Origin of the sequence: Curvibacter sp. PAE-UM (genome assembly GCF_001432305.1) — a bacterium.
Classification (GTDB): domain Bacteria; phylum Pseudomonadota; class Gammaproteobacteria; order Burkholderiales; family Burkholderiaceae_C; genus Hylemonella.
In genome coordinates this window covers 1,016,099-1,037,298 of sequence record NZ_KQ483358.1, presented here as the reverse complement: position 1 = coordinate 1,037,298, position 21,200 = coordinate 1,016,099, and the positions used below count along the sequence as shown (strand labels likewise).

The window sequence follows — 21,200 nt, the reverse complement described above, 5'->3', positions numbered from 1 at the left end:
TTCTCTATTTCGATTGGAACGTACGGTATTGACGATTGCAACCGGCGTACAAGAATAGATGCAGTCGCAATGAATGAACGAAGTTGTGCGCTCGCTCTGACTGGCGGGTTACACGGCACCACCACTGCCAACTCACGGACTCACGTGAGCTTCCATTTCTGCAGGAGTTCGCGACCTCGGTCAGTAATTTTGTAGATCGACTCAAGCGGAAACTCTTCTCCGGATTCGTCCCCCCAACTGGAGAGATCTTCAACATGCTTCAGATAGCCCCACTCTACGAGATGATCAACAGTGAATGGAGACGCAGCAACCATTGAGTGACGATTTGCGCGCTTAAGTGCATTGAGGCCCAACCTCGTGAGAGTCTTGACAATGAGTCTGCGCTTGATGTCGCGAAGTTGCTTATCCGACGGTCCCGTTCCATCGTGGTGGCACTGGTGACAGTTGTGACAAAGAACGATCTTGTTGTCATAGGCCTCGTTCTTCGGTTTGACTTGTTCAATGTGATGAATAGTCAGGGCGCGGACATCTCGAATCCCGCAATTCGCGCAAGAGTCTTCGGTCTCAATGTACAGAAGGTCGTTGGTTCTCGACATAGTGTGTTTTTGCCCTCTCCCGTGATTTAGACCACAAAAGGCCGGAGCCACATGGATCGATCTTCATCGTCAGTATTGATCCAATTACTTCCCCGCCACCGCCAACACCGCCTTGGGATTGGTGCTGGCGATCGCCAGCAAAGTCCGCGCCGCGCCGCTCGGCTGCTTGCGACCCTGCTCCCAGCCCTGCAGGGTACGGACGGAAACACCAAGCAGGCTGGCAAACTGGGACTGGGACAAACCCGTGGCCTCACGGGCCTCGGTGGCCGACGAGACCACAACCTTGCCTTTGCCAGCCTGCATGTCCCTGATCGATTGGAGTATCTCCGCGCCAATATCGCGCTTCGCCTCGAACGCGGCTATTTCGGCAGAACTGAGTTTTTTAAGTTTCGAGGGCACGACGGATCTCCTTGAGAGTGTCCAGAGAAATGTTCTCCGACTTCGACTTTGCGTACAGGGTGAGAAGGTAAACCTCGCCGGCTTCGTTCCTGGTGAGATAGACGATGCGCACGCCACCCGACTTGCCAGTACCTTCCCTGGCCCATCGCACCTTGCGGACGCCTCCAGAACCACGTATCACAGCACCGACATCCGGGTTGACCGCGATGAACGAAGCGAACTCAGCGCGCTCGTCTTCGTCCCAATACCGAGGCCACAGACGCTGGAAGATGGGGCTCTCGACAACGGTAAGCATCACGTAACTATACGCCTAAGGCGCATAGATATCCAGCCTACCGCGATCCATGCGGACACAAAAAAGGCTGCCCACGGCAGCCCTTGTGTTGGAGCGTCTCAGCTCAGGCGGAAAACGCCTTGTAGCCACCAGCCCGGCCGGCCGGGGCGGCGTAGGTGCTCTTGCGGGTGGCGGGCACCATGGCGTGCAGGGCGCGCTCCACCACCACGCTGCGGCGGATCAGGTTTTCGCGCTGGATGTTGAGTTGCACGGCCAGCTTTTTCAGGCGGGCACGCAGTTCGGGGCCGGCCTGCTGCGCACCGCCCAGGCGGTCCATGAGACCGGAGAAATCCAGGGCCGCCTGCTGCAGGGCGTTGCTGGCGTTTTCCAGCATCAGCAGCTCGCCGGTGGCCACGGCCGCTGCCACGGCTTCGCATTGCAGTTCAATCAACGACAACGGTTTTTCAATCTCGGCGGGCAGCATGGGGTTCTCCGTGGGGGGCTCAGTTCTGCGTGCGGTTCAGCATTTCCTGGGCGTTGGACAGCAATTTGTCAGCGATGGCTTCGGGGTTGACGACGTAGGTGCCGTCTTCGATGGCCTGGCGTACCGCGTTGACTTTCTCGGTATCGATATCGGCCGCCTCACCGCGGTTGGCCTGCTCCAGGCTGCGCACCGAGGTCGACACGGTCACCGCCACGCCAGACGAGCTGGCGGTGCTGGCTGCCGTGGCGGCCGCTTCCTTTTTCGCAGGTGCAGCCGCGCCGGACGCCGCTGCCGCCGGTGTCGAAACTTTGGGCAAATCTGCCGGTTGACCTACTTTCATTGCGTTCTCCAAAACTGCCGCAGGTAGAGCCTACCCGCCAGGAGGGCATGTGATGCCCCGTACGTTTGGTATCGGCAGCATCATGACTGACTTTAGGTTTTTCTACGCTTTTCCCTCGATCAGCTCTTGTCACATCTCGACCTGGACCGTTCTGGCATCCAGAACGGTGGTTGTGAGCACGCGCCCACTATCCATTCGAACCTTGGCCAGCTGGCCCACCACGCCGGGCGACAGGGCCTGGGCCTGGGAGCTGATCTGGAAACCGCCGCCCTGTACCAGCACCCGCACCTGGGCGCCGGCCTGGAACACCTGGGCGGCCCGCACCATGTTCTGGCGCAGGGTCTGGCCGGTGCCCAGGGCGCGGGTGGCCACCTGGCCCGACCACGCATCGCGGGCAGCCAGCACCGGGCTGGGTTCGGCGGCCCAATCCACCTCGGCCAGCATCAGGTCGTCCGCTTCCAGCGGGCGGCCCGGCGCCACGTCGCGGCGCAGCACCCAGGCCGATCCGGTGGCCTTGACGGTCACCGGCATGGAAACATTCCAGCGGGTTGCCCCCTCCAGGCAGCGCAGGCCGATACGGCCCTGGCCCCAGAGGCGGCTGCCCGGCGGCAGATAGGTTTCGACGCGAGCGCAGGGCGCCAGCTTGAGCCGGCTGTCCAGCGGGCCCAGCGTGGCCTGCAGGCGCACCGGCTGTTCCATGCGGGCGGCCTGGGTCGCTAGCGTCTGGTCCAGCCAGCGCTGTGCCAGCGCCGGCAACTGGGCTTCGCTGTTCACGGCCTGGGCCCGGGCCGGCAGCTGCATGAAAACACAGGCGAACAGGACCAGCGCGGCGTAGGCGCCACGTATCCACGTCTTGCAGCCCGAGGGCATCTGCTTCATGACTTGTTTCTCCTGCCTGAACGGTGTCGCCGGGTGTTACAAAAAAGTGCTCAGGACTCCACCCACATTGCCGACTATACGTACAGGCATGGAGCGCAAAGCCGGCAAATGCACAGCTTTCCCCCCTCATTTCAGGCGCTCGGGAATTCAAGTTCTTTCCATAATTTCCGTACGGGGTCCCAGCCAGCACCCGCCCTATGGGGCCCCACCGACCGCAGAGGTGATTTATGTTCGACAAACTGACCAGCGCACTGGACTTCCACGGGAAGGCCCTGGTGCTGCGCGCCGAACGCCAGCGCACCATCGCCAGCAACATCGCCAATGCCGATACGCCGGGCTACGTGGCCCGTGACTTCAATTTCCGCCAGGCCATGACCCAGGCCCTGGACGCCGGGAGCCCCGCCGGCCTGGCGCAGCCCGCGGCCAGCGCCCCCAACCCGCGCCACCTGCCGCTCAACGCCAGCGGCAGCGCACTGGGCTCCAACCTCGGCTATGCCCAGCAGACCCAGCCGGCCATGGACAGCAACAGCGTCGACCTCGACCGCGAGCGCGGCAACTTCGTCGACAACGCAGTGCGCTACGAATCCACCCTGCGTTTCATTAACGGCAGTTCGCGCACGATCTTGAGCGCGATCCAGGGCCAGTAAGCCGCCACCGGCCAAGGAACACCATCATGTCCATGTTTTCCATCTTCGGGGTTTCGGGCAGCGCCATCAGCGCGCAGTCCCAGCGCCTCAACGTGGTGGCCAGCAACCTGGCCAACGCCGACGCCGTGGCCGGCCCCGACGGCAAGACCTACAAGGCCCGCCAGGTGACTTTCGAGACCGTGCTGATGGACTCCGCGTCCTCGGCCGGCGTCAAGGTCAGCAGCGTCAAGGAAGACCAGACCCCGGCGCGGCGCGTGTTCGAGCCCACCCACCCCTCGGCCGACGCCGAAGGCTACGTGACCCACTCCAACGTGAACCCGGTGGAGGAGATGGTCAACATGATTTCCGCCTCACGTTCCTACCAGAACAACGTCGAAGTCATGAACACCGCCAAGTCCCTGCTGCTCAAGACGCTGCAGCTCGGCCAGTAAACACACGGAGCACCCATCATGGCAGTAGACAGCGCAACGTACATCGACAGTCTCACGAAGACCGGCAGCGGCAGCGCGTCGAGCCGCACGCTGACCACCGACCCGGCGCAGATGCAGGACCGTTTCCTCAAGTTGCTGGTCGCGCAGATCAACAGCCAGGACCCGCTCAACCCGATGGACAACGCGCAGATGACCACGCAGATGGCACAGATCAACACGGTCAGCGGCATCCAGCAGCTCAACACCACGATGCAGAGCATGACGGCCCAGTTCTCCGCCATGCAGGTGCTGCAGGGCGCCGCACTGGTGGGCCGCGATGTGTTCATCGAAAGCGACAAGCTGGTGGTGCAGGGCGGCGTGGCGCGCGGCGCCATCGACCTCAAGGGCGCGACCGACAACGTGAAGATCGAGATTCTCAACGGCTCGGGCCAGCTCATCGAGACCCTGAGCGCCGGCTCGCTGCCGGCCGGCCGCCACGAATTCGCCTGGGACGCCTCGACCTACGCGGGCACCACCAACCCGAGTTTCCGCATCGTCGCCACGCGCGCGGGCAGCGCCATCGAGGCCACGAGCCTGGCGCGCAGCACCGTGGAATCGGTGGGCAGCGAAAACGGCGTCATGCAGATCCGCCTGGCCGGCCGCGACCCGGTGTCCTACGCCGACATCAAGTCCATCCTCTAAACCCGACACCCTCACGCATCCACCAAGGAACACATCATGGGCTTCCAACAAGGTCTCTCCGGTCTGAACGCCACCAGTCGCAACCTGGACGTGATCGGCCACAACATCGCCAATGCCAACACCACGGGCATGAAGGCCTCGCGTGCCGAATACGGCGAGCTGGTGGCCTCTTCCCTGGGCACGGGCGGCGGCAGCTCGGCCGGCCTGGGCGTGGAGGTGAGCACCGTCTCGCAGCAGTTCACGCAAGGCAACATCACGGTCACCAACAACGACCTGGACGTGGCCGTCAACGGTGCGGGCTTCCTGCAACTCGAACTGCCCGATGGCTCGGCCGCCTTCACGCGCGCGGGCGAACTCAAGCTGGACCGCTTTGGCTTCATCGTCACCAACACCGGCGCCCAGGTGCTGGGTTACCAGACCGACATCGCCGGCAACCGCCTGAGCTTTGCCACCAACCCGATCCAGCTGCCCACGGCCGCGCCCATCGGCGCCAACCAGACCACCGCGATCACCGCCGAGTTCAACGTCGACGCCGAGGCCGTGGTGTGGAACTCGGTGGTGCCCAACACCCCGCTGACCACCTACGGCACATCGCTGACGGCCTACGACTCGCAGGGCGTGGAGATCCCGGTCTCGATGTACATGCGCAAGGTCGCCAACGACCAGTGGCAGATCTACACCGACCCGACCTCGGCCGCCACCGCCACCGCCAGCGCGGTCGGCCTGCTGAATTTCGGCACCAACGGCCTGCTGACCTCCACCGTGCCGGCCGCGCTCACGGTGCCCATCACCTCGCCCAACCCGGCCATCGGCACCTTCAACGTCACACTCGACGTGGCCACCGTCACCCAGTACGGCGCGCGCTTCGCGGTGTCGGACCTGTCGCAGGACGGCTATCCGCCCGGCGAACTGGTGGGCGTGAAGATCGAGGAGAACGGCGTTATCCTGGCGCGCTACTCCAACGGCGAGACCCAGGCCGCCGGCCAGTTCGCCATGGTCAACTTCCGCAACGTGCAGGGCCTGGCGCCCACCGGCCACGGCCAGTGGATCGAGACCCTGGAGTCGGGCCAGCCCATCCAGGGCGCCCCGACCGAGGGCAAGTTCGGCTCCCTGCGCGCGGGCGCGCTGGAGGACTCCAACGTCGACCTGACGCAGGAGCTGGTCAACATGATGACCGCGCAGCGCGCCTACCAGGCCAACGCCCAGACCATCAAGACGCAGGACCAGGTGCTGCAGACCCTGGTGAACCTGCGCTAAACGCCACCTGAAAGCCACAGACCATGGACCGCCTGATCTACACCGCCATGACCGGGGCCAACGCTGCCGCGCACCGGCAGTCCGTGCTCTCCAACAACCTGGCCAACGTCTCGACCAACGGCTTTCGCGCCGAGCTCTCGACCTACCGCGCCGTGCCCTTGCGCGGCGAGGGCGCCACCACGCGCGTGTTCGCACTCGAGGCCACTGCCGGCCACCGTGATGCGCCGGGCCCGGCCCAGCGCACCGGCCGCGACCTCGACGCCATGCCGCAGGGCAACAGCTGGTTCGCCGTGCAGGGCCTGGACGGCACCGAGGCCTACACCCGCAGCGGCGGCTTCGAAGTCTCGCCCCAGGGCGTGGTAATGACCAGCAACGGCCTGCCCGTGCTGTCCGATGGCGGCGCGCCGCTCACCGTGCCCAACGATTCGGTGATCAGCCTGGGTTTCGACGGCACCATCAGCGCCAAGACCGGCAACCAGCCCTCGGCCACCGTAGGCCGCCTCAAGCTGGCCACACCGACCCCCGAGGACCCGCTCAAGCGCGGCACCGACGGCCTGTTCCGCCCCGCTTCGGGCGCCCCACTGCCCAACGACGCCAATGCCCGCATGCTGGTGGGTGTGCTCGAAGGCTCCAACGTGAACGCGGTGGAGACCATGGTCGGCATGATCCAGACCGCGCGCCAGTTCGAGGTGCAGATGCGCCTGATGCAGACCGCCGAATCCAACGACCGCTCCGCCGGCCAGCTGCTGAGCCTGCAAGGCTGAAGCCCACTTTTCAGGAAACCACCATGTTCAATTCCCTGTGGATCGCCAAGACCGGCATGGAAGCCCAGCAGATGCAGCTGGACGTCATCTCCAACAACCTGGCCAACTCCTCGACCAACGGCTTCAAGCGCGCGCACGCCGTGTTCGAGGACCTGATGTACCAGAACCTGCGCCAGGTCGGCTCCAGCACCTCCGAGCAATCGCAGCTGCCCACCGGCCTGCAGGTCGGCCTGGGGGTGCGCACCGTGGCCACCACCCGCAGCTTCACGCAGGGCAGCCTGCAGCAGTCGGGCAACAACCTGGACCTGGCCGTGCAGGGCAACGGCTTCTTCCAGATCACCATGCCCGACGGCACCATCAACTACACACGCGACGGCGCCTTCCAGATCAACGCCCAGGGCCAGCTCGTCACCAGCAACGGCCTGCCGGTGGCCAACGGCATCACGGTGCCGGCCAACGCCACCAATGTGTCCATCTCCGCCGACGGCAACGTCACGGCGTCCATCCCGGGCAACGTGTCGCCGCAGCCCATCGGCACCATCGCGCTGGCCAGCTTCATCAACCCGGCCGGCCTGGAGCCGCGCGGCCAGAACCTCTATGCCGAGACGGCCGCCTCCGGCCAGCCCAACACCGGCACGCCAGGCGCCAACGGCCTGGGGCAGCTGATGCAGGGCTTTCTCGAAACCTCCAACGTCAACGTGGTGCAGGAACTGGTGAGCATGATCCAGACCCAGCGCGCCTACGAGATGAATTCCAAGGCCATCCAGACCTCGGACCAGATGCTGCAGAAACTGGGACAACTGTGATGAAACACCTGACCCTGCTCCTGGGCGTCGCGCTGCTGGCGGGCTGCGCCTCCACGCCGAAGCCGGCGCTGGTCGACTTCGCCGAACCCCGCCTGGCGCAAGCGGCCGCGCAGCCGGCCGCGCGCCCGGCCACCGGCAGCCTGTTCCAGAACGCCAGCTACCGCCCCAGCTTCGAAGACCGGCGCGCGCGCCAGGTCGGCGACACGCTGACCGTGCGCATCGTCGAGAACGTCACGGCCAGCCAGAAGTCCAGCTCCACGGCCAACCGCACCAGCAGCATCGAAGGCAGCATCACCGCCGTGCCGGGCATGAAGTTCCCGGGCACCGTCGCCGAGAACAATTTCCGCATCGGCGCGGGCAGCGAGGCCGACTTCTCGGGCAAGGGCGGCACCGAAGCCGCCAACACCTTCTCGGGTTCGATCACGACCACCGTGGCCGAAGTGCTGCCCAACGGGCACCTGGTCGTCACCGGGGAAAAGCAGATCGGCCTGAACCACAACGTGGACGTGCTGCGTTTCACCGGCACCGTCGATCCACTCGCCATCCTGCCGGGCAGCATCATCAATTCGAACCAGGTCGCCAATGTCCGCGTCGAGTCCAAGGGCCGCGGCCCGCAGCACGAAGCGCAGACAGTTGGCTGGTTAACCCGGTTCTTTTTCAACATTTCGCCGTTCTGAGCACTTACAGAATCAGTTATCGCTTGTTTCGACCTTTCCTGCCAGAACTTGAGCCCCGCACCATGAACACCGGCCGCCTCCATTCCCTGTCCACCGCCCTGCGCCGCGGCGCCGCGCTGCTGGGCTTGTGCCTGCTCGTCGCCCAGCCCGCGCTGGCCGGCCGCATCAAGGAAGTGGCCGCGATCGAAGGCGTGCGCAGCAACCAGCTGACCGGTTTCGGCCTGGTGATCGGCCTGGACGGCACCGGCGACCAGACCACGCAGATGCCCTACACCACGCAGACGCTGAGCAACTACCTGCAGCAGATGGGCATCGCCCTCTCGCCGGACCTCGCTTCGCGCCTGCAACTCAAGAACGTGGCGGCCGTGCTGGTCACGGCGCAGCTGCCGGCCTTCGCGCGGCCCGGCCAGAACATGGACGTGACCGTCTCCTCGCTGGGCAATGCCAAGTCCCTCAAGGGTGGCACCCTCATCTCCACGCCGCTGCGCGGCGCCGACGGCCAGGTCTATGCGCTGGCCCAGGGCAGCCTGATCGTCGCGGGCGCGGGCGCCTCCGCCGGCGGCAGCCGCGTGCAGATCAACCACCTGAGCGCCGGCCGCATCCCGGGCGGTGCCCAGATCGAGCGCGCCGTGCCCACGCCCCTGCTCGAAGGCAATAGCATCAAGCTCGGCCTGGAGGCCAGCGACTTCCAGACCGCGCGCCGTGTGGCCGCGGCCATCAACACCCGCTTCGGCGACGGCGTGGCCCGCGCCCTGGACGGCCGCACGGTGGACGTGCGCGCCCCGACCGAACCGAACGACCGCATCAGCTTCATCGCCGAGATGGAAGAGCTGCCCCTGGAATCCTCGGTGCCGGCCGCGCGCGTGGTCATCAATTCACGCACCGGCTCCATCGTGCTCAACCAGGCCGTGACGCTGGGCCCCTGCGCCATCGCGCACGGCAACCTCTCGGTCAGCATCAGCTCCACGCCCATCATCAGCCAGCCCGGTCCGCTCTCCAGCGGCCAGACCGTGGTGGCCGAGAAGGCCAATATCGAGATCCGCCAGGAACCCGGCATCCTGATCCAGCTGCCCACGGCGCCCAAGCTGGCCGACGTGGTGCGCGCGCTCAATGCCCTGGGCGCCACGCCGCAGGACCTGCTGGCCATCCTGCAGGCCATCAAGGCCGCCGGCGCGCTCAACGCCGAACTGGAAGTGATCTGAGATGCAGTCCGGCGCACTGAACCCCCTGACCCAGTCCCTGGCCGCCGACGGCGCCAGCCTGAACCGCCTGAAGTACCAGGCCGGCCAGGCCACGCCGGCGGCTGTCAAGGAAACGGCCAAGCAGTTCGAGTCCCTGTTCATGCGCGAGCTGCTCAAGAGCATGCGCGACGCGACCGCGAGCATGAAGAGCGGCATGATGGACAGCCCCGGCGGCGACCTGGGCGCCGACCTGCTGGACCAGCAGTTCGCCGTGCAGATGGCCGGCCAGCCCGGCGGCCTGGCTGAGGTGATTGCCAAGCAGCTGATGCAGCAGATGGGCATGAAGGACCAGGCCGCCCAGGCCGCGCCCGCTGCCGCCGCCACAACTGTGCCGGCACCCGCCGCCGCGCGCGGCTTCGTGCAGCAGCACGGCGCCGCCGCGCAAGAGGTGCAGCGCAGCAGCGGCCTGCCCGCCAGCTATATGCTGGGCCAGGCCGGCCATGAAAGCGGCTGGGGCCAGCGCGAGATCCTCATGAAGGACGGCAGCCCTTCGTTTAACCTCTTCGGCATCAAGGCCGGTGGCGACTGGAAGGGCAAGGTGGCCGAGGTCACCACCACCGAATACACGGACGGCGTGCCGCACAAGACCGTGGCACGCTTTCGCGCCTACGACTCGCATGCCGAGTCCTTCCGCGATTTCGCGCAGCTGATCTCGAACAGCCCGCGTTATGCGCAGGCGCGCCAGCAGACCGGCTCGGTGCAGGGCTGGGCCGAGGGCCTGCAGGACGCCGGTTACGCCACCGACCCGGACTACGCGGCCAAGCTGAGCCGTGCCATCAACACCACGCTGCGGCTGCAGCGTGCCTCTGACGCCGGGAGCCTGTCATGAGCGGCATCATCAACATCGGCGTGACCGCGCTGACCGCCAACCAGAACGCGCTGCAGACGATCAGCAACAACATCGCCAACGTCAACACGCCCGGCTACACGCGCCAGGCCGTGGTGCTGTCCAACGTCCCGGGCCAGTTCACCGGCAGCGGGTATTACGGCAAGGGCGTCGAGACCCTGACGGTGCGGCGCCTGTACGACGAGTTCCTCACGCGCCAGGCCGCCACCTCGCAGGCCGTGGCCTCCAGCGACGCCACGCGCTACAGCTACATGCAGCAGCTCGAGAGCCTGTTCCCGAGCGGCCCCAACGGCCTGGGCGCGTCGGTCAGCGACATGCTCAACGCCTACTCCGACATCACCAATGCGCCGACCGACCTGACCGCGCGCGCGGTGGCGCTGGCGCGGGCCGACGAGATGGCGCACCGCTTCCGCTCGACCGCCGAAGCGATCAACGAACTGCGCATGGGCACCACCAGCCAGCTCAAGATCGACGCCACCGCCATCAACAACCTGGCCGGCCAGATCGCCAAGACCAACGAGCAGATCGCAATTGCGATGGGCAGCGGCCACACGCCCAACGACCTGCTGGACCAGCGCGACCAGCTGATCCGCGACCTCAACAAATATGTCCAGACCACCAACATCAAGGCCGACGACGGCAGCCTGAGCATCTTCCTGGCCGGCAGCCAGCCGCTGGTGCTGGGCAAGACGGTCTCGCCGGTGTCCGTGGTCGAGGACGAGTTCGGCGATCCGGCCAAGGTCAAGCTGGCCATCACGGTGGGCGGCGTGTCCCGCATCCTCGAAGAGTCCATGCTGGGCGGCGGCGAAGTCGCCGGCCTGCTGCGCTTCCAGAACAAGGACCTGGTCGACGCCTCCAACCTGCTGGGCCGCATGGCCCTGGCCATCGGCACCAAGATGAACGAGCAACAGGCCCTGGGCCTGGACCTCAACGGCAACGCCGGCAATCCGCTGTTCAACCTGTCGACCCTCCCCAACGGCTACGCGTCCTCAGCCAACACGGGCGGCGCCACGCTGGGCGTCAGCATCCAGGCCAACCCCTCGGGCACGACCTCCTTCCTGGCCAGCAACTACGAGTTCTCCTTCGCCACGGCCACCACCGGCACCATCACCCGCCTGTCCGACGGCGTGCAGACCGCCTTCGACTTCGGTGCCACCAACCCGGTGCTGCTCGACGGCTTCGAGATCCTGCGCAGCGGACCTGCAGCAGCGGCCGGCGACCGCTTCGTGATCACGCCCTTCGCCACCGCCTCGCGCAGCATCAACACCGCCTTTTCCTCGCCCAAGGAACTGGCCATGGCCAGCCCCATCGCGGCCAGCGCCGGCACCACCAATACCGGCGCGCTGGCCTTGCAGGGCCTGGCGGTGCGCACGGTACCGATTCCGCCGGCCGTCACCCTAACCTTCACCGGCCCGGGCACCTACACGCGCTCCGACACCGGCGCCACCGTGCACAACTACGTGCCGGGGCAGCCCATCGAATACACCACCCCCGCCGTGGCGCCGCTGACGGGCTGGTCGCTCACGCTCAAGGGCATTCCGCAGATCGGCGACACCTACACCGTGGACGCCAACCCCTACCCGCTGCTCGACGGCAACAACGCCAAGGCCATGCTGGACCTGCGCGACCTGGCCCTGTTCGACGGCGGCCCGCTGACCGACGGCTACGCCAGCCTGATCGCCGAGATCGGCACCAAGGTGCAGGGGGCCGAGCAGGCCTCCATCGTGTCGGGCAACATCGCGACCAACATCGAGAAGGACCGCACCAGCGTGGCCGGCGTCAACCTGGACGAAGAGGCGGCCCGCATGATCCAGTACCAGCAGGCCTACCAGGCCGCCGGCAAGATGATGCAGATCGCGCAGAACATCTTCGACACCCTGCTGGCCTCTTTCTCGCGCTGATGCGTACCGCAAGGACTGAGCCATGAGACTCGCCACCGCCAATACCTACGACAACACCCTGGCCAACATCACCAACCGGCAGGCCGGCCTGGCCGACCTGCAGGAGAAACTCTCGGCCGGCAAGAAGGTGGTGCGCCCCAGCGACGACCCCACCGGCGCGGCCCAGGCCGAACGCGCCCTGACGCGCTCCACGCGTGTGGACGTGGAGGTGCGGGCCCTGAACCTGCAGCGCAACTCGGTGGCCATGGCCGAAGGCACGCTGGGCAACAGCATCGAACTGCTGCAGACCATCCGCCAGCTCATGGTGAGCGCCGGCGACGCGGCCTACAACCCGTCGGACCGCCGCAGCATTGCCGAGGAAATGGCGGGCCTGCGCGACCAGCTCTTCACCTACGCCAACAAGAAGGACACCAACGGCATCCCGCTGTTCAGCGGCCTGGGCAGCGCCTCGCAACCCTTCGTCGATGTGCCCGCGGGCGTGGTCTACAACGGCATCCCGGGCTCGCGCGCCAGCACCGCCGTCTCCATCCCCGGCACCATGGACGGCCAGGCCGTGTGGATGAGCGTACCCACCGGCAACGGCGTGTTCAACATGGCCCTGGGCGGGACCAACACCGGCGAGCTGTGGACCGACGTCGGCCAGATCGCCGACCCCTCGCTGCTCACCGGCAACAACTACACCGTCACCTTCAACGTCAGCGCCACCGTGCCACCGGTGACCACCTATGACGTTTCCATGACCACGGTGGTGCTGCCCATCACGACCACACCGGTCCTCACGGCCCAGCCCTACACCGACGGCCAGGACATCGCCTTCGACGGCCTGACCTTTGTCGCACGCGGCGTGCCAGCCAACGGCGACACCGTCAACGTCACCCCCAGCACACGCGACGACCTCTTCGCCCTGCTGGACCAGGCCATCACCGCCATCAGCGGCGCCGGCAACGGCCACCAGCTGGCGCAGGACCTCTCGCTGGCGCTGTCCCAGATCGACAGCGGCATGGAACGCGTGCAATCGGCCCGCAGCCAGGCCGGCGAACTGCTCAAGCGCGCCGACATCATCGAAGGCACGCAGGAGGAAAAGAGCATCCAGCTCGCCGCCGACCGCTCGCGCGCCGAGGACATGGACATGATCAAGGGCATCTCCGAATTCCAGAACCAGCAGACCGGCTACGACGCGGCGCTCAAGACCTACGCCCAGATCCAGCGCCTCTCGCTGTTCAACTACCTGGGCTGAGCCGCCCGCACCCTCTTGCACCTCCTGCACTGCACGGCATGAGCGCCTCCGTCCTGGACCAGCTCACCCTGGGCTACCGCTTCCTCTGGAACCACCGGCGCGAGATCGCAGCGGTCGAGCTGCACGCCGAGCCCCTGCCCGAGACCGGTGGCATCGATGCCCGCCACCTGCTGTCCACGCTGGCCGAACTCTGGCCGATGCGTGCGCCCCAGCTGCTGCTGCGTGTGGGCCACCCCCTGCTGCTGCTCGACCTGCTGGCGCACGGTCGCGCCGATGGCCCCTGGCTGGTGCTGCCGCCCGAGGTGCAAAGCGATGCCGTGCTGCGCCCGCGCGCGCTGCAGGCCCAGGCGCGCGGCCTGCCCCTGGTCTGGCCGGGCCGCCCGCCCGCCGACACCACGCCGCCTGCCAAGCGCCCCGGTGTGTACCTCACGGACGAGGCGCAGGCGGCCCTGTCCCCGGGTCAGATCGTGCTGGGCAGCGGCCACCGCGCGCAGACCGACACCGCACTCGACCAGCACGCCGCCTGGGCCGTTGCCGGCTGGCCCGTCGAGGATGTGCTGCACAGCCTGAGCGCCCAGGCCCGGCAACCCGACCGCACGGCGATCAGCCGCGTGGTGCGCGCGATCGACGACGACGCGGACCTGGACCGCATCGAAACCCTGCTCAGCGCCGACCCGCTGCTGGCCTACCGCTTCCTGCAGCACGTCAACACCGCGGCGGCGCAGCTGCGCGGTCAGATCGACACCCTGCAGCGCGGCCTGCAGGTCTGGGGCCTCAAGCACGTGCAGGCCTGGCTGCTGGGCCAGCTACCGCAGGCGACCAACGAGCCGGACCTGCAACCCGTACGCCTGGGCATGGTCGCGCGTGCGCGCGTGCTCGAACACCTGCTCGACGCCGGTGACGAAGAGGATTTGCGCCGCGAGGTCCAGCTCTGCGGCCTGTTCTCGCAGCTCGACCGCCTGCTGGGCGAACCCCTGGCCGCGGTACTGCAACGCCTGCCCCTGTCGCAGCGCATCCTGCAGGCCCTGCTGGAACACAGCGGCCCCTACCACCCGGCCCTGCAACTGGCTCGCTCGCTCGAACTGGCCGATACCCGGGCCACGCGCCTGCTCTGCGAAAGCTACGGCTATACGCCCGAAGACGTGAACCGTGCCCTGCTGCACGCACTGGCCACCCTGTCGAACTGAGCCGGCGCAGCGCGTTAAAGTCGGTGCGATGCACGCCCCGCCTCCCCACGCTCGTCGCCATGATCCTGCTGGGCGAACCACTGGACGTCCTCACGCTGGGCTTCAGCCTGGCCGTGATCGCCGTCGTCTTTGCCGGGCGCAAAATGCCTGTGGGCAGGGCCCTCACCCGTCTCTCTGAAACACAAGGAAGCACACCATGAAGCCGAGCACCCCCTCCAACTCGCCGTGGGTGCTGTCCTCGCGCGCCGCGCTGATGAACCCCTCGGTGCTGCGTGAACTGCTCAAGCTCACCGAGCAACCCGGCATCATCAGCTTTGCCGGTGGACTGCCCTCGCCCAAGACCTTTCCGGTCGCAGAATTCGAGCAAGCCTGCGCGCGCGTGCTGCGCGACGACGCCCAGGCCGCGCTGCAGTACGCGGCCAGCGAAGGCTACGGCCCGCTGCGCGAGATGGTGGCGGCCGGGCTGCCCTGGAAGGTGGACCCGGCGCAGGTGCTCATCACCACCGGTTCGCAACAGGGCCTGGACCTCGCAGCCAAGGTGCTGATCGACGCCGGCAGCCGCATCCTGGTGGAAACACCCACCTACCTCGGCGCCCTGCAGGCCTTCGCACCCATGGAGCCGCAGGTGCACAGCGTGGCCAGTGACGACGAGGGGGTGGACATCGCCGCGCTGCGCCAGGCGCAGGCGGCCGGCACACCGGCGCGTTTCATGTACGTGCTGCCCAACTTCCAGAACCCCAGCGGCCGCATGATGAGCGAGGCGCGGCGCGCGGCGCTGAGCAGCACGGCCACCGAGCTGGCCCTGCCCCTGCTCGAAGACAACCCCTATGGCGAGCTCTGGTTCGACCAGCCGCCGCCCGCGCCGCTGACGGCGCGTAACCCGCAGGGTTGCATCTACCTCGGCTCCTTCTCCAAGGTGCTGGCACCCAGCCTGCGCCTGGGTTATCTGGTGGCGCCCAAGGAGGTGTTCCCCAAGCTGCTGCAGGCCAAACAGGCGGCCGACCTGCACAGCCCGGGTTTCAACCAGCGCGTGGTGGCCGAGGTCATGAAAGACGGTTTTCTCGATCGCCACGTGCCGCGCATCCGTGCGCTCTACAAGGCTCAGCGCGACGCGATGCTGGCGGCGCTGGCCCGGCACATGCCCGCCGGTGTCACATGGAACCGGCCCGTGGGCGGCATGTTCCTCTGGGCCCGCCTGCCCGCGGGCCTGGACGCCACGGCCCTGCTGCCAAAAGCGGTGGCGCGCGGCGTGGCCTATGTGCCGGGCGCGGCCTTCTACGCCGGGGCGCCCGATGCACGCACCCTGCGCCTGTCATTTGTCACGGCCAGCGAAGAAGAGATCGAACGCGGCGTGGCCGCACTCGCCATGGTCATCCAGGAGCACACGACATGAGCCACCTGCAACGTCCCTACAAGCAAGTCGACGTTTTCACCGCCACGCCCTACTGGGGCAACCCGCTGGCCGTGGTGCTGGACGGCAGCGGCCTGAGCGAGGACGAAATGCAGCGCTTCGCGCGCTGGACCAATCTCTCGGAAACCACCTTCCTGCTGCCGCCCACGCAAGCCGGCGCCGACTACCGCGTGCGCATCTACACACCCGGCGGCGAATTGCCCTTCGCCGGCCACCCCACGCTGGGCAGCTGCCATGCCTGGCTGGAAGCCGGCAGCGTGCCGAAGAACCCCGACCTCATCGTGCAGGAATGCTCGGTGGGCCTGGTCAGCATCCGCCGCGCTGGCCAGCACCTGGCCTTTGCGGCCCCGCCGCTGACACGCAGCACGCCGACACCCGCGCTGCTGGCCCAGGTGGCGCAGGCCCTGGGCATCACCACGCAACACATCCTTGCTGCACAGCTGCTGAACAACGGCCCTTCCTGGCTGGGCCTCTTGCTGGACAGCGTGGACACGGTGCTCGCGCTGGAGCCCGACCACCAGCGCCTGCGCGAACTGAATCAGAAGGTGGGCGTGGCCGCGCTCCTGCAGGACAGCGGCGCGGTGCAGCTGATCGCACGCAGCAGCCGCGAGACCCGCGCCTTCGCCGAACACGCGGCCGATGCACCCCTGCTGGCCGAGCCCGACCTGGAAGTGCGCGCCTTCGCCGCACCGGTGGGCATCACCGAAGACCCGGTCACCGGCAGCCTCAATGCCAGCCTGGCCCAGTGGCTGATGGCCGAGGGTCGGCTGCCGGCACGTTATCTGGCCGCGCAGGGCACCTGCCTGGGCCGCGCCGGGCGTGTGCTGCTGGAGCGTGATGCGCAGGGCCAGGTCTGGGTGGGCGGGCAGGTGCAGACCTGCATCACGGGGCAAGTTCTGCTTTGAGCGCGCAGCTCGACCACCTGGTGGTGATCGCCGCCTCGCTGGACGAAGGCGTGGCCTGGTGCGAGGCCACGCTGGGCGTGACGCCAGGCCCGGGCGGCCAGCACGCGCTGATGGGCACCCACAACCGGCTCTTCAGCATCGCGAGCGCCACCTACCCGCTGGCCTATTTCGAGATCATCGCCATCGATCCTGCGGCGCCAAGCCCGGCACGCCGGCGCTGGTTCGACATGGACGACCACGCCCTGCAGGAACACGTGCGGCGCGACGGCCCCCAACTCGCGCACTGGGCGGCGCGTGTTCCCGATGCCCGTGCCGCCGTGGCCGCGCTGCAAGCGCAGGGCCTGGACCGCGGTGAGGTCATCGCCGCATCGCGTCCGACGCCGCAAGGCCTGCTGCAGTGGCAGATCACGGTGCGCGCCGATGGCCAACGCCTGTACGACGGCGCCCTGCCCACGCTGATCCAGTGGGGCGCGGTACACCCGGCCGCGGCCATGCCGGCCAGCGGTATCACCCTGGTGTCCTTTGCATTGCAACACCCGCAGGCTGACACACTGGCGACGGCCTGTCGCGCGCTCGACCTGCCGGCCTTGCCTGTGCAGCCCGGCCCGGCACACCTGCGGGCAAGGTTGCAGACGCCGAAAGGCCTGATCGAGATTTGCTCCTGAATTCATAGCGCTCGTCGCCACGGCGACAAGCGCCAGGCGCCGGACTTGCGACAATCACCTGCATGGGAACTCTCTACCTCGTGCGCCACGGCCAGGCCTCTTTCGGCGCGGCCGACTATGACCAGCTCAGCGAACTCGGCAGCAAGCAGAGCGAGCGCCTGGGCCAGTACTGGCGCGAACGCGGCATCACCTTCGACGCCGTGCTCACCGGCACCCTGCGCCGCCATGCGCAGACCTGGGCCGGCATCGCGCAGGGTGCAGGTTATGCCAACGCGGTGCAGGCGCTGGCCGGCCTGAACGAATACGACAGCGAGGCCGTGATCGCGACCATCCACCCGCATCCCCTGCAGAAACCGGACACGCCAGAGCTTTACCGCCATCACTTCCGTCTGCTACGCGACGGCCTGCGCCAGTGGATGAACGGGGTGGTCAGCCCGCGCGGCATGCCCAGCTACACCGACTTCCTGGCCGGCGTGACCGGCGCGCTGGACCATGTGCGCAAGAACTTTGATGGCAATGTGTTGATCGTCTCCAGCGGCGGCCCCATCGCCACCGCCGTGGGCCACGTGCTGGGCACCACGCCCGAGACGACCATCGAACTCAATATGCGCATCCGCAACAGTGCGGTGAGCGAGTTCACCTACACGCCGAAGCGCCACAGCCTGCTGAGCTACAACACCCTGCCGCACCTGGACCGCCCGGACCTGGCGGACTGGATCACCTACGCCTGAAGGCAGGCAGTCCCGGTGTGCGCCGCTGTGTCCTAAACTGGCGGCATGCAGCACCTCACCCCCCCCTCGCTGGAATTTTTCGCCGAGTTGTCTGTCACGGTGGACCGCCCTCTGGAAGTTGGCCAGACCGTGCACGGCATGCGCCGCCTCATCCCCATCCTGGGCGGCGAAGCCCGAGGCCAGGGCTGGAGCGCGCGCGTGCTACCGGGCGGCGCCGATTTCCAGCTCATCGTCAATCCGCGCCTGGCGGAGCTCGATGCACGATATGTGATGGAAACCGATGCGGGCGACCTGATCTTCGTGCAGAACCGGGCCGTGCGCGTGGCCGAGCCTGAGGTGATGCGCCGACTCATCCGCGGCGAGGCCGTTGACCCGCAGTTGATCTACTTCCGCTGCAGCCCGAGTTTCGAAACCGCGTCACCCGCCTTGGGCTGGATCAGCGAACGGCTCTTTGTCGGCACCGGCGTACGCCGCCCGGACCGCGTGGAGATGCAGTTCTACACCGTGGCCTGAACTGCGCGTCTCGAACTCGATCACCGGCGCCGCAGTCCGCGGTAACCCGCCAGCAGCAGGACTTCGGGATAGGCGGCCAGCCTGCGCACAAGACGCAGCAGTGCACTACCGGCCAGCCGCACCGCCGCATGCAGATCCCCCAGTGTGTGCCACAGCGGCTCGCGCTGCCGCGCAGCGGTCTGGGCAAGCGGCAGCCATTCGAAGCTCAGCAGATCCTGATCCAGCGACTCGAGCACCAGATGCCGCCCGGGCGCCACCGCCAGCTGATCCCCGACCAGCAGGAAATAGTCACCCGCGTCCGGGCCATGTCCGGTGGGCCGCTCATCCAGCGTGACCCAGGCCCGACCCTCCCGTATGCGCAAGGTACCGGCGCCGCGCGGACGCAGGCTCAGCACCTGCCCGGCCGCCAGATTCCAGCAGCGCGCGACGCCGATCGCGTCAAATGATTGTTGCAATTCGTGATCGCCGAGGGATGCCATGACTGACTCCTTTTGAGAGTGTTCGGCATTGCATCATCAGCAAAATCTGCTGGCCCGTCTAATGAAATCCGGTTAGGCTATTGATTCTCAAAGCGCATCAATCAAGCCCCCACCGGTATCACCATGTCGCCCACCGATTTCTCGCCCCGCACCCGCCCCATCGGGGTCGGCCAGCTGCGCGCCTTCGAGGCCGTGGCGCGGCACCTGAACTTCCGCGCCGCCTCCGAAGAACTGGCGCTGACCCAGAGCGCGGTGACACGGCAGATCCAGGCGCTGGAGGGCGAGGTGGGCGTGAGCCTGTTCCTGCGCCACACGCGTGCGGTGGAGCTCACGGCCGCCGGGGCGCAGCTGCTGCAGGCCGTGCTGCCCTCGCTGGAGCGGCTGGACAGCGCGGTGCGCCAGGTCCGTCGCAGTGCCGGGCGCAAGAGCGTGGCCATCAGCACCTGGGCCTCTTTCGCGTCCATGTGGCTGATCCCGCGGCTGGAGGCCTTCCAGAGCCAGCACCCCGACATCGACATCCGCATCGACGCCTCGGATGCGCTGGTCGACCTGGACACCGCCGACGTCGACCTGGTGCTGCGCTACACGCAGGCCTCCAGTGTGCCGGCGCACGCGGTGCACCTGTTCGACGAACAGCTCACCCCCGTGGTCAGCCCCTGGCTGCTCAAGAACCGGCCCCTGCAGCGCGCCGAGGACCTGGCGCATTTCACCCTGATCGAGGCCAACGAAGCGCAGCACAGCCAGCCCATGACCTGGCTGACCTGGCGGCACTGGCTGGACGTCTACCGCCTGCGCAAGCTCGAACCCAAGCGCTGGCTCTACTTCGGTTACGCGTACCAGATCGCGCAGGCCGCGCTGGCCGGCCAGGGCGTGGCGCTCACGCGCATGCCGCTGGTGGCCGACAGCCTGCGTTCAGGCGACCTGATCGAAGTGCTGCCCGGCATGCGCCTGGACTCGCCCATGGCCTACTGGCTGATTGCGGCACCGCACAGCCATGCGCGACCCGAGGTGCAGGCCTTCTGCGAGTGGCTCACGGGACAGGCGGCGCAAACGCGCCAAGCCATCAGCAAGGACCGCTGAGGCTGCGCGCTAAAACTCAGGCCGTGGCGCCCACCAGCACCGAGAGCTCGCGTGCCAGCAGGGCCGGGTCCTGGGAGTTGCGCTCGATCAGCTGGCGCAGGTGCGTGACGCTGTCGAGGTCGATGTGCAGGCACTGCAGGCCCAGCTGGCTGCCCTGCACGCGTGTCACCGCCACGTCCATGGCGATGAAGACGGTGGGTGACAGCAGCAGGCGCAGCCGGCCGCGCACCCCCACCGGACAGGGCAGGGCCGCGCCCATGTCGACCAGCGCACCCTTGAGGGAGACATCAAGCACCTGGACCTCGCGCATGTAGCCCGCGAGGTTGAGCCGCGCCGGCGCCTGGTACACCGAACGCAGGAAACGGCGGTAGGCCGTCGAACGGTTCAGCACCGGCACAGCGTCCAGCACCTCGACCGGTTCGGGGCGTGTCGCGAATTTTTTCCAGGCATCAAACATGGTGTGTCGCCCTTGCTGTGTTGTAGTGGTGTTGTCGCGCTGTCGCTTTGCTGCGCCTATTGTCCGGGCCGCGCACGTCAAAACAGCACGAAACTCCAGCGGAAAACATAGAAAAACCAGACAGTTACGCGCGCTTCACGGCAGCCCATGCGCTTAGGGCCGAGACTTGAGAAATCGCTTGAAGTGTGACGTCTTCCGAGCGCAACACTTGGGAAAAGGGCTCTTGCGTTAAGCCCTGTGATGACCTATGAACGAGGTTTTCGCTTCAGGAATTTGCATCGGGTCGGCCCGCACCTTGAAGCGCCACACGC

Annotated in this window: 27 protein-coding genes; 19 read left to right on the top strand and 8 right to left on the bottom strand. The window is 67.1% G+C overall.

The features are described 5' to 3' along the window. Positions 1-140 precede the first annotated feature (140 nt). The 6 genes from AO057_RS17705 to flgA form a co-directional block, all read right to left on the bottom strand. Positions 141-596, bottom strand: coding sequence for an HNH endonuclease (locus AO057_RS17705; protein WP_156404472.1), 456 nt, complete (start codon positions 594-596; stop codon positions 141-143). An 84-nt stretch (positions 597-680) separates the two neighbouring features. Next, entirely contained in the window at positions 681-995 is a 315-nt protein-coding gene (locus tag AO057_RS05055; RefSeq protein ID WP_057674608.1) for a helix-turn-helix domain-containing protein, read from the bottom strand. Further along, a complete protein-coding gene (locus tag AO057_RS05050) occupies positions 979-1,290 on the bottom strand; it encodes a type II toxin-antitoxin system RelE/ParE family toxin (RefSeq protein ID WP_057674607.1) in 312 nt (103 codons plus the stop codon). Before AO057_RS05050 ends, AO057_RS05055 begins: the two co-directional genes overlap by 17 nt. A gap of 103 nt (positions 1,291-1,393) precedes the next feature. Then, on the bottom strand, positions 1,394-1,753 hold the full coding sequence (locus tag AO057_RS05045; RefSeq protein WP_057674606.1) for a hypothetical protein: 360 nt from the start codon (positions 1,751-1,753) through the stop codon (positions 1,394-1,396). Positions 1,754-1,772: 19 nt separating this feature from the next. Continuing rightward, on the bottom strand, positions 1,773-2,093 hold the full coding sequence (gene flgM / locus AO057_RS05040) for a flagellar biosynthesis anti-sigma factor FlgM (protein WP_057674605.1): 321 nt from the start codon (positions 2,091-2,093) through the stop codon (positions 1,773-1,775). 129 nt (positions 2,094-2,222) lie between these two features. Then, positions 2,223-2,972 carry a flagellar basal body P-ring formation chaperone FlgA gene (gene flgA / locus AO057_RS05035; protein ID WP_240480734.1) on the bottom strand — a complete coding sequence of 250 codons (750 nt, stop codon included), beginning with the start codon at positions 2,970-2,972 and terminating at the stop codon, positions 2,223-2,225. Between the two features lie 227 nt (positions 2,973-3,199). On the opposite strand from flgA, the gene flgB reads away from it, so the two are divergent. The 18 genes from flgB to AO057_RS04950 all read left to right on the top strand — a co-directional run bounded on the left by flgB (position 3,200) and on the right by AO057_RS04950 (position 18,873). After that, complete coding sequence (gene flgB, locus AO057_RS05030; RefSeq protein WP_057674604.1) at positions 3,200-3,619, top strand: flagellar basal body rod protein FlgB; 420 nt, start codon at positions 3,200-3,202, stop codon at positions 3,617-3,619. Between the two features lie 26 nt (positions 3,620-3,645). Continuing rightward, positions 3,646-4,050 carry a flagellar basal body rod protein FlgC gene (gene flgC, locus AO057_RS05025; protein WP_057674603.1) on the top strand — a complete coding sequence of 135 codons (405 nt, stop codon included), beginning with the start codon at positions 3,646-3,648 and terminating at the stop codon, positions 4,048-4,050. Between the two features lie 18 nt (positions 4,051-4,068). Beyond that, positions 4,069-4,731, top strand: a complete 663-nt coding sequence (locus AO057_RS05020; RefSeq protein ID WP_057674602.1) for a flagellar hook assembly protein FlgD — start codon at positions 4,069-4,071, stop codon at positions 4,729-4,731. 36 nt (positions 4,732-4,767) lie between these two features. Further along, positions 4,768-5,988: a flagellar hook protein FlgE gene (flgE, locus tag AO057_RS05015; protein WP_057674601.1), complete on the top strand. Its 1,221-nt coding sequence runs from the start codon at positions 4,768-4,770 to the stop codon at positions 5,986-5,988. A gap of 23 nt (positions 5,989-6,011) precedes the next feature. Beyond that, positions 6,012-6,752 carry a flagellar basal body rod protein FlgF gene (locus tag AO057_RS05010; protein ID WP_057674600.1) on the top strand — a complete coding sequence of 247 codons (741 nt, stop codon included), beginning with the start codon at positions 6,012-6,014 and terminating at the stop codon, positions 6,750-6,752. Between the two features lie 23 nt (positions 6,753-6,775). Then, positions 6,776-7,558, top strand: coding sequence for a flagellar basal-body rod protein FlgG (flgG, locus tag AO057_RS05005; protein ID WP_057674599.1), 783 nt, complete (start codon positions 6,776-6,778; stop codon positions 7,556-7,558). After that, the gene (locus tag AO057_RS05000; protein WP_057674598.1) at positions 7,558-8,235 is read left to right on the top strand and encodes a flagellar basal body L-ring protein FlgH; all 678 of its coding nucleotides are present in this window, start codon (positions 7,558-7,560) and stop codon (positions 8,233-8,235) included. Before flgG ends, AO057_RS05000 begins: the two co-directional genes overlap by 1 nt. A 62-nt stretch (positions 8,236-8,297) precedes the next feature. Then, positions 8,298-9,437 carry a flagellar basal body P-ring protein FlgI gene (locus tag AO057_RS04995; protein ID WP_057674597.1) on the top strand — a complete coding sequence of 380 codons (1,140 nt, stop codon included), beginning with the start codon at positions 8,298-8,300 and terminating at the stop codon, positions 9,435-9,437. 1 nt (position 9,438) lies between these two features. Further along, a complete protein-coding gene (flgJ, locus tag AO057_RS04990) occupies positions 9,439-10,305 on the top strand; it encodes a flagellar assembly peptidoglycan hydrolase FlgJ (protein ID WP_057674596.1) in 867 nt (288 codons plus the stop codon). Beyond that, complete coding sequence (gene flgK, locus AO057_RS04985) at positions 10,302-12,224, top strand: flagellar hook-associated protein FlgK (protein WP_057674595.1); 1,923 nt, start codon at positions 10,302-10,304, stop codon at positions 12,222-12,224. The genes flgJ and flgK overlap by 4 nt, the downstream gene beginning before the upstream one ends. Positions 12,225-12,246: 22 nt before the next feature. Next, the gene (flgL, locus tag AO057_RS04980; RefSeq protein WP_057674594.1) at positions 12,247-13,461 is read left to right on the top strand and encodes a flagellar hook-associated protein FlgL; all 1,215 of its coding nucleotides are present in this window, start codon (positions 12,247-12,249) and stop codon (positions 13,459-13,461) included. 38 nt (positions 13,462-13,499) lie between these two features. Further along, on the top strand, positions 13,500-14,648 hold the full coding sequence (locus AO057_RS04975; RefSeq protein ID WP_057674593.1) for an HDOD domain-containing protein: 1,149 nt from the start codon (positions 13,500-13,502) through the stop codon (positions 14,646-14,648). 59 nt (positions 14,649-14,707) lie between these two features. Continuing rightward, positions 14,708-14,848: a hypothetical protein gene (locus AO057_RS17700; RefSeq protein WP_156404471.1), complete on the top strand. Its 141-nt coding sequence runs from the start codon at positions 14,708-14,710 to the stop codon at positions 14,846-14,848. Next, positions 14,845-16,041, top strand: a complete 1,197-nt coding sequence (locus AO057_RS04970) for an aminotransferase-like domain-containing protein (RefSeq protein WP_057674592.1) — start codon at positions 14,845-14,847, stop codon at positions 16,039-16,041. Before AO057_RS17700 ends, AO057_RS04970 begins: the two co-directional genes overlap by 4 nt. Then, positions 16,038-16,964, top strand: coding sequence for a PhzF family phenazine biosynthesis protein (locus AO057_RS04965; protein WP_057674591.1), 927 nt, complete (start codon positions 16,038-16,040; stop codon positions 16,962-16,964). Before AO057_RS04970 ends, AO057_RS04965 begins: the two co-directional genes overlap by 4 nt. After that, the gene (locus tag AO057_RS04960) at positions 16,961-17,629 is read left to right on the top strand and encodes a VOC family protein (protein ID WP_057674590.1); all 669 of its coding nucleotides are present in this window, start codon (positions 16,961-16,963) and stop codon (positions 17,627-17,629) included. Before AO057_RS04965 ends, AO057_RS04960 begins: the two co-directional genes overlap by 4 nt. A gap of 62 nt (positions 17,630-17,691) precedes the next feature. Continuing rightward, complete coding sequence (locus AO057_RS04955; RefSeq protein WP_057674589.1) at positions 17,692-18,360, top strand: histidine phosphatase family protein; 669 nt, start codon at positions 17,692-17,694, stop codon at positions 18,358-18,360. 45 nt (positions 18,361-18,405) lie between these two features. Continuing rightward, on the top strand, positions 18,406-18,873 hold the full coding sequence (locus AO057_RS04950) for a DUF3237 domain-containing protein (RefSeq protein WP_057674588.1): 468 nt from the start codon (positions 18,406-18,408) through the stop codon (positions 18,871-18,873). 20 nt (positions 18,874-18,893) lie between these two features. Here the strand turns inward: AO057_RS04950 and AO057_RS04945 are convergent, their stop codons facing one another. Further along, positions 18,894-19,352, bottom strand: a complete 459-nt coding sequence (locus AO057_RS04945) for a DUF2917 domain-containing protein (protein ID WP_057674587.1) — start codon at positions 19,350-19,352, stop codon at positions 18,894-18,896. A 123-nt stretch (positions 19,353-19,475) separates the two neighbouring features. Here AO057_RS04945 and AO057_RS04940 point away from each other — a divergent pair, with 123 nt between their 5' ends. Beyond that, positions 19,476-20,432, top strand: a complete 957-nt coding sequence (locus tag AO057_RS04940; RefSeq protein WP_057674586.1) for a LysR substrate-binding domain-containing protein — start codon at positions 19,476-19,478, stop codon at positions 20,430-20,432. Between the two features lie 16 nt (positions 20,433-20,448). Here the strand turns inward: AO057_RS04940 and AO057_RS04935 are convergent, their stop codons facing one another. Beyond that, positions 20,449-20,889 (bottom strand): PilZ domain-containing protein, encoded by a 441-nt coding sequence (locus AO057_RS04935; protein ID WP_057674585.1) that lies wholly within the window; start codon positions 20,887-20,889, stop codon positions 20,449-20,451. Positions 20,890-21,200 lie beyond the last annotated feature (311 nt).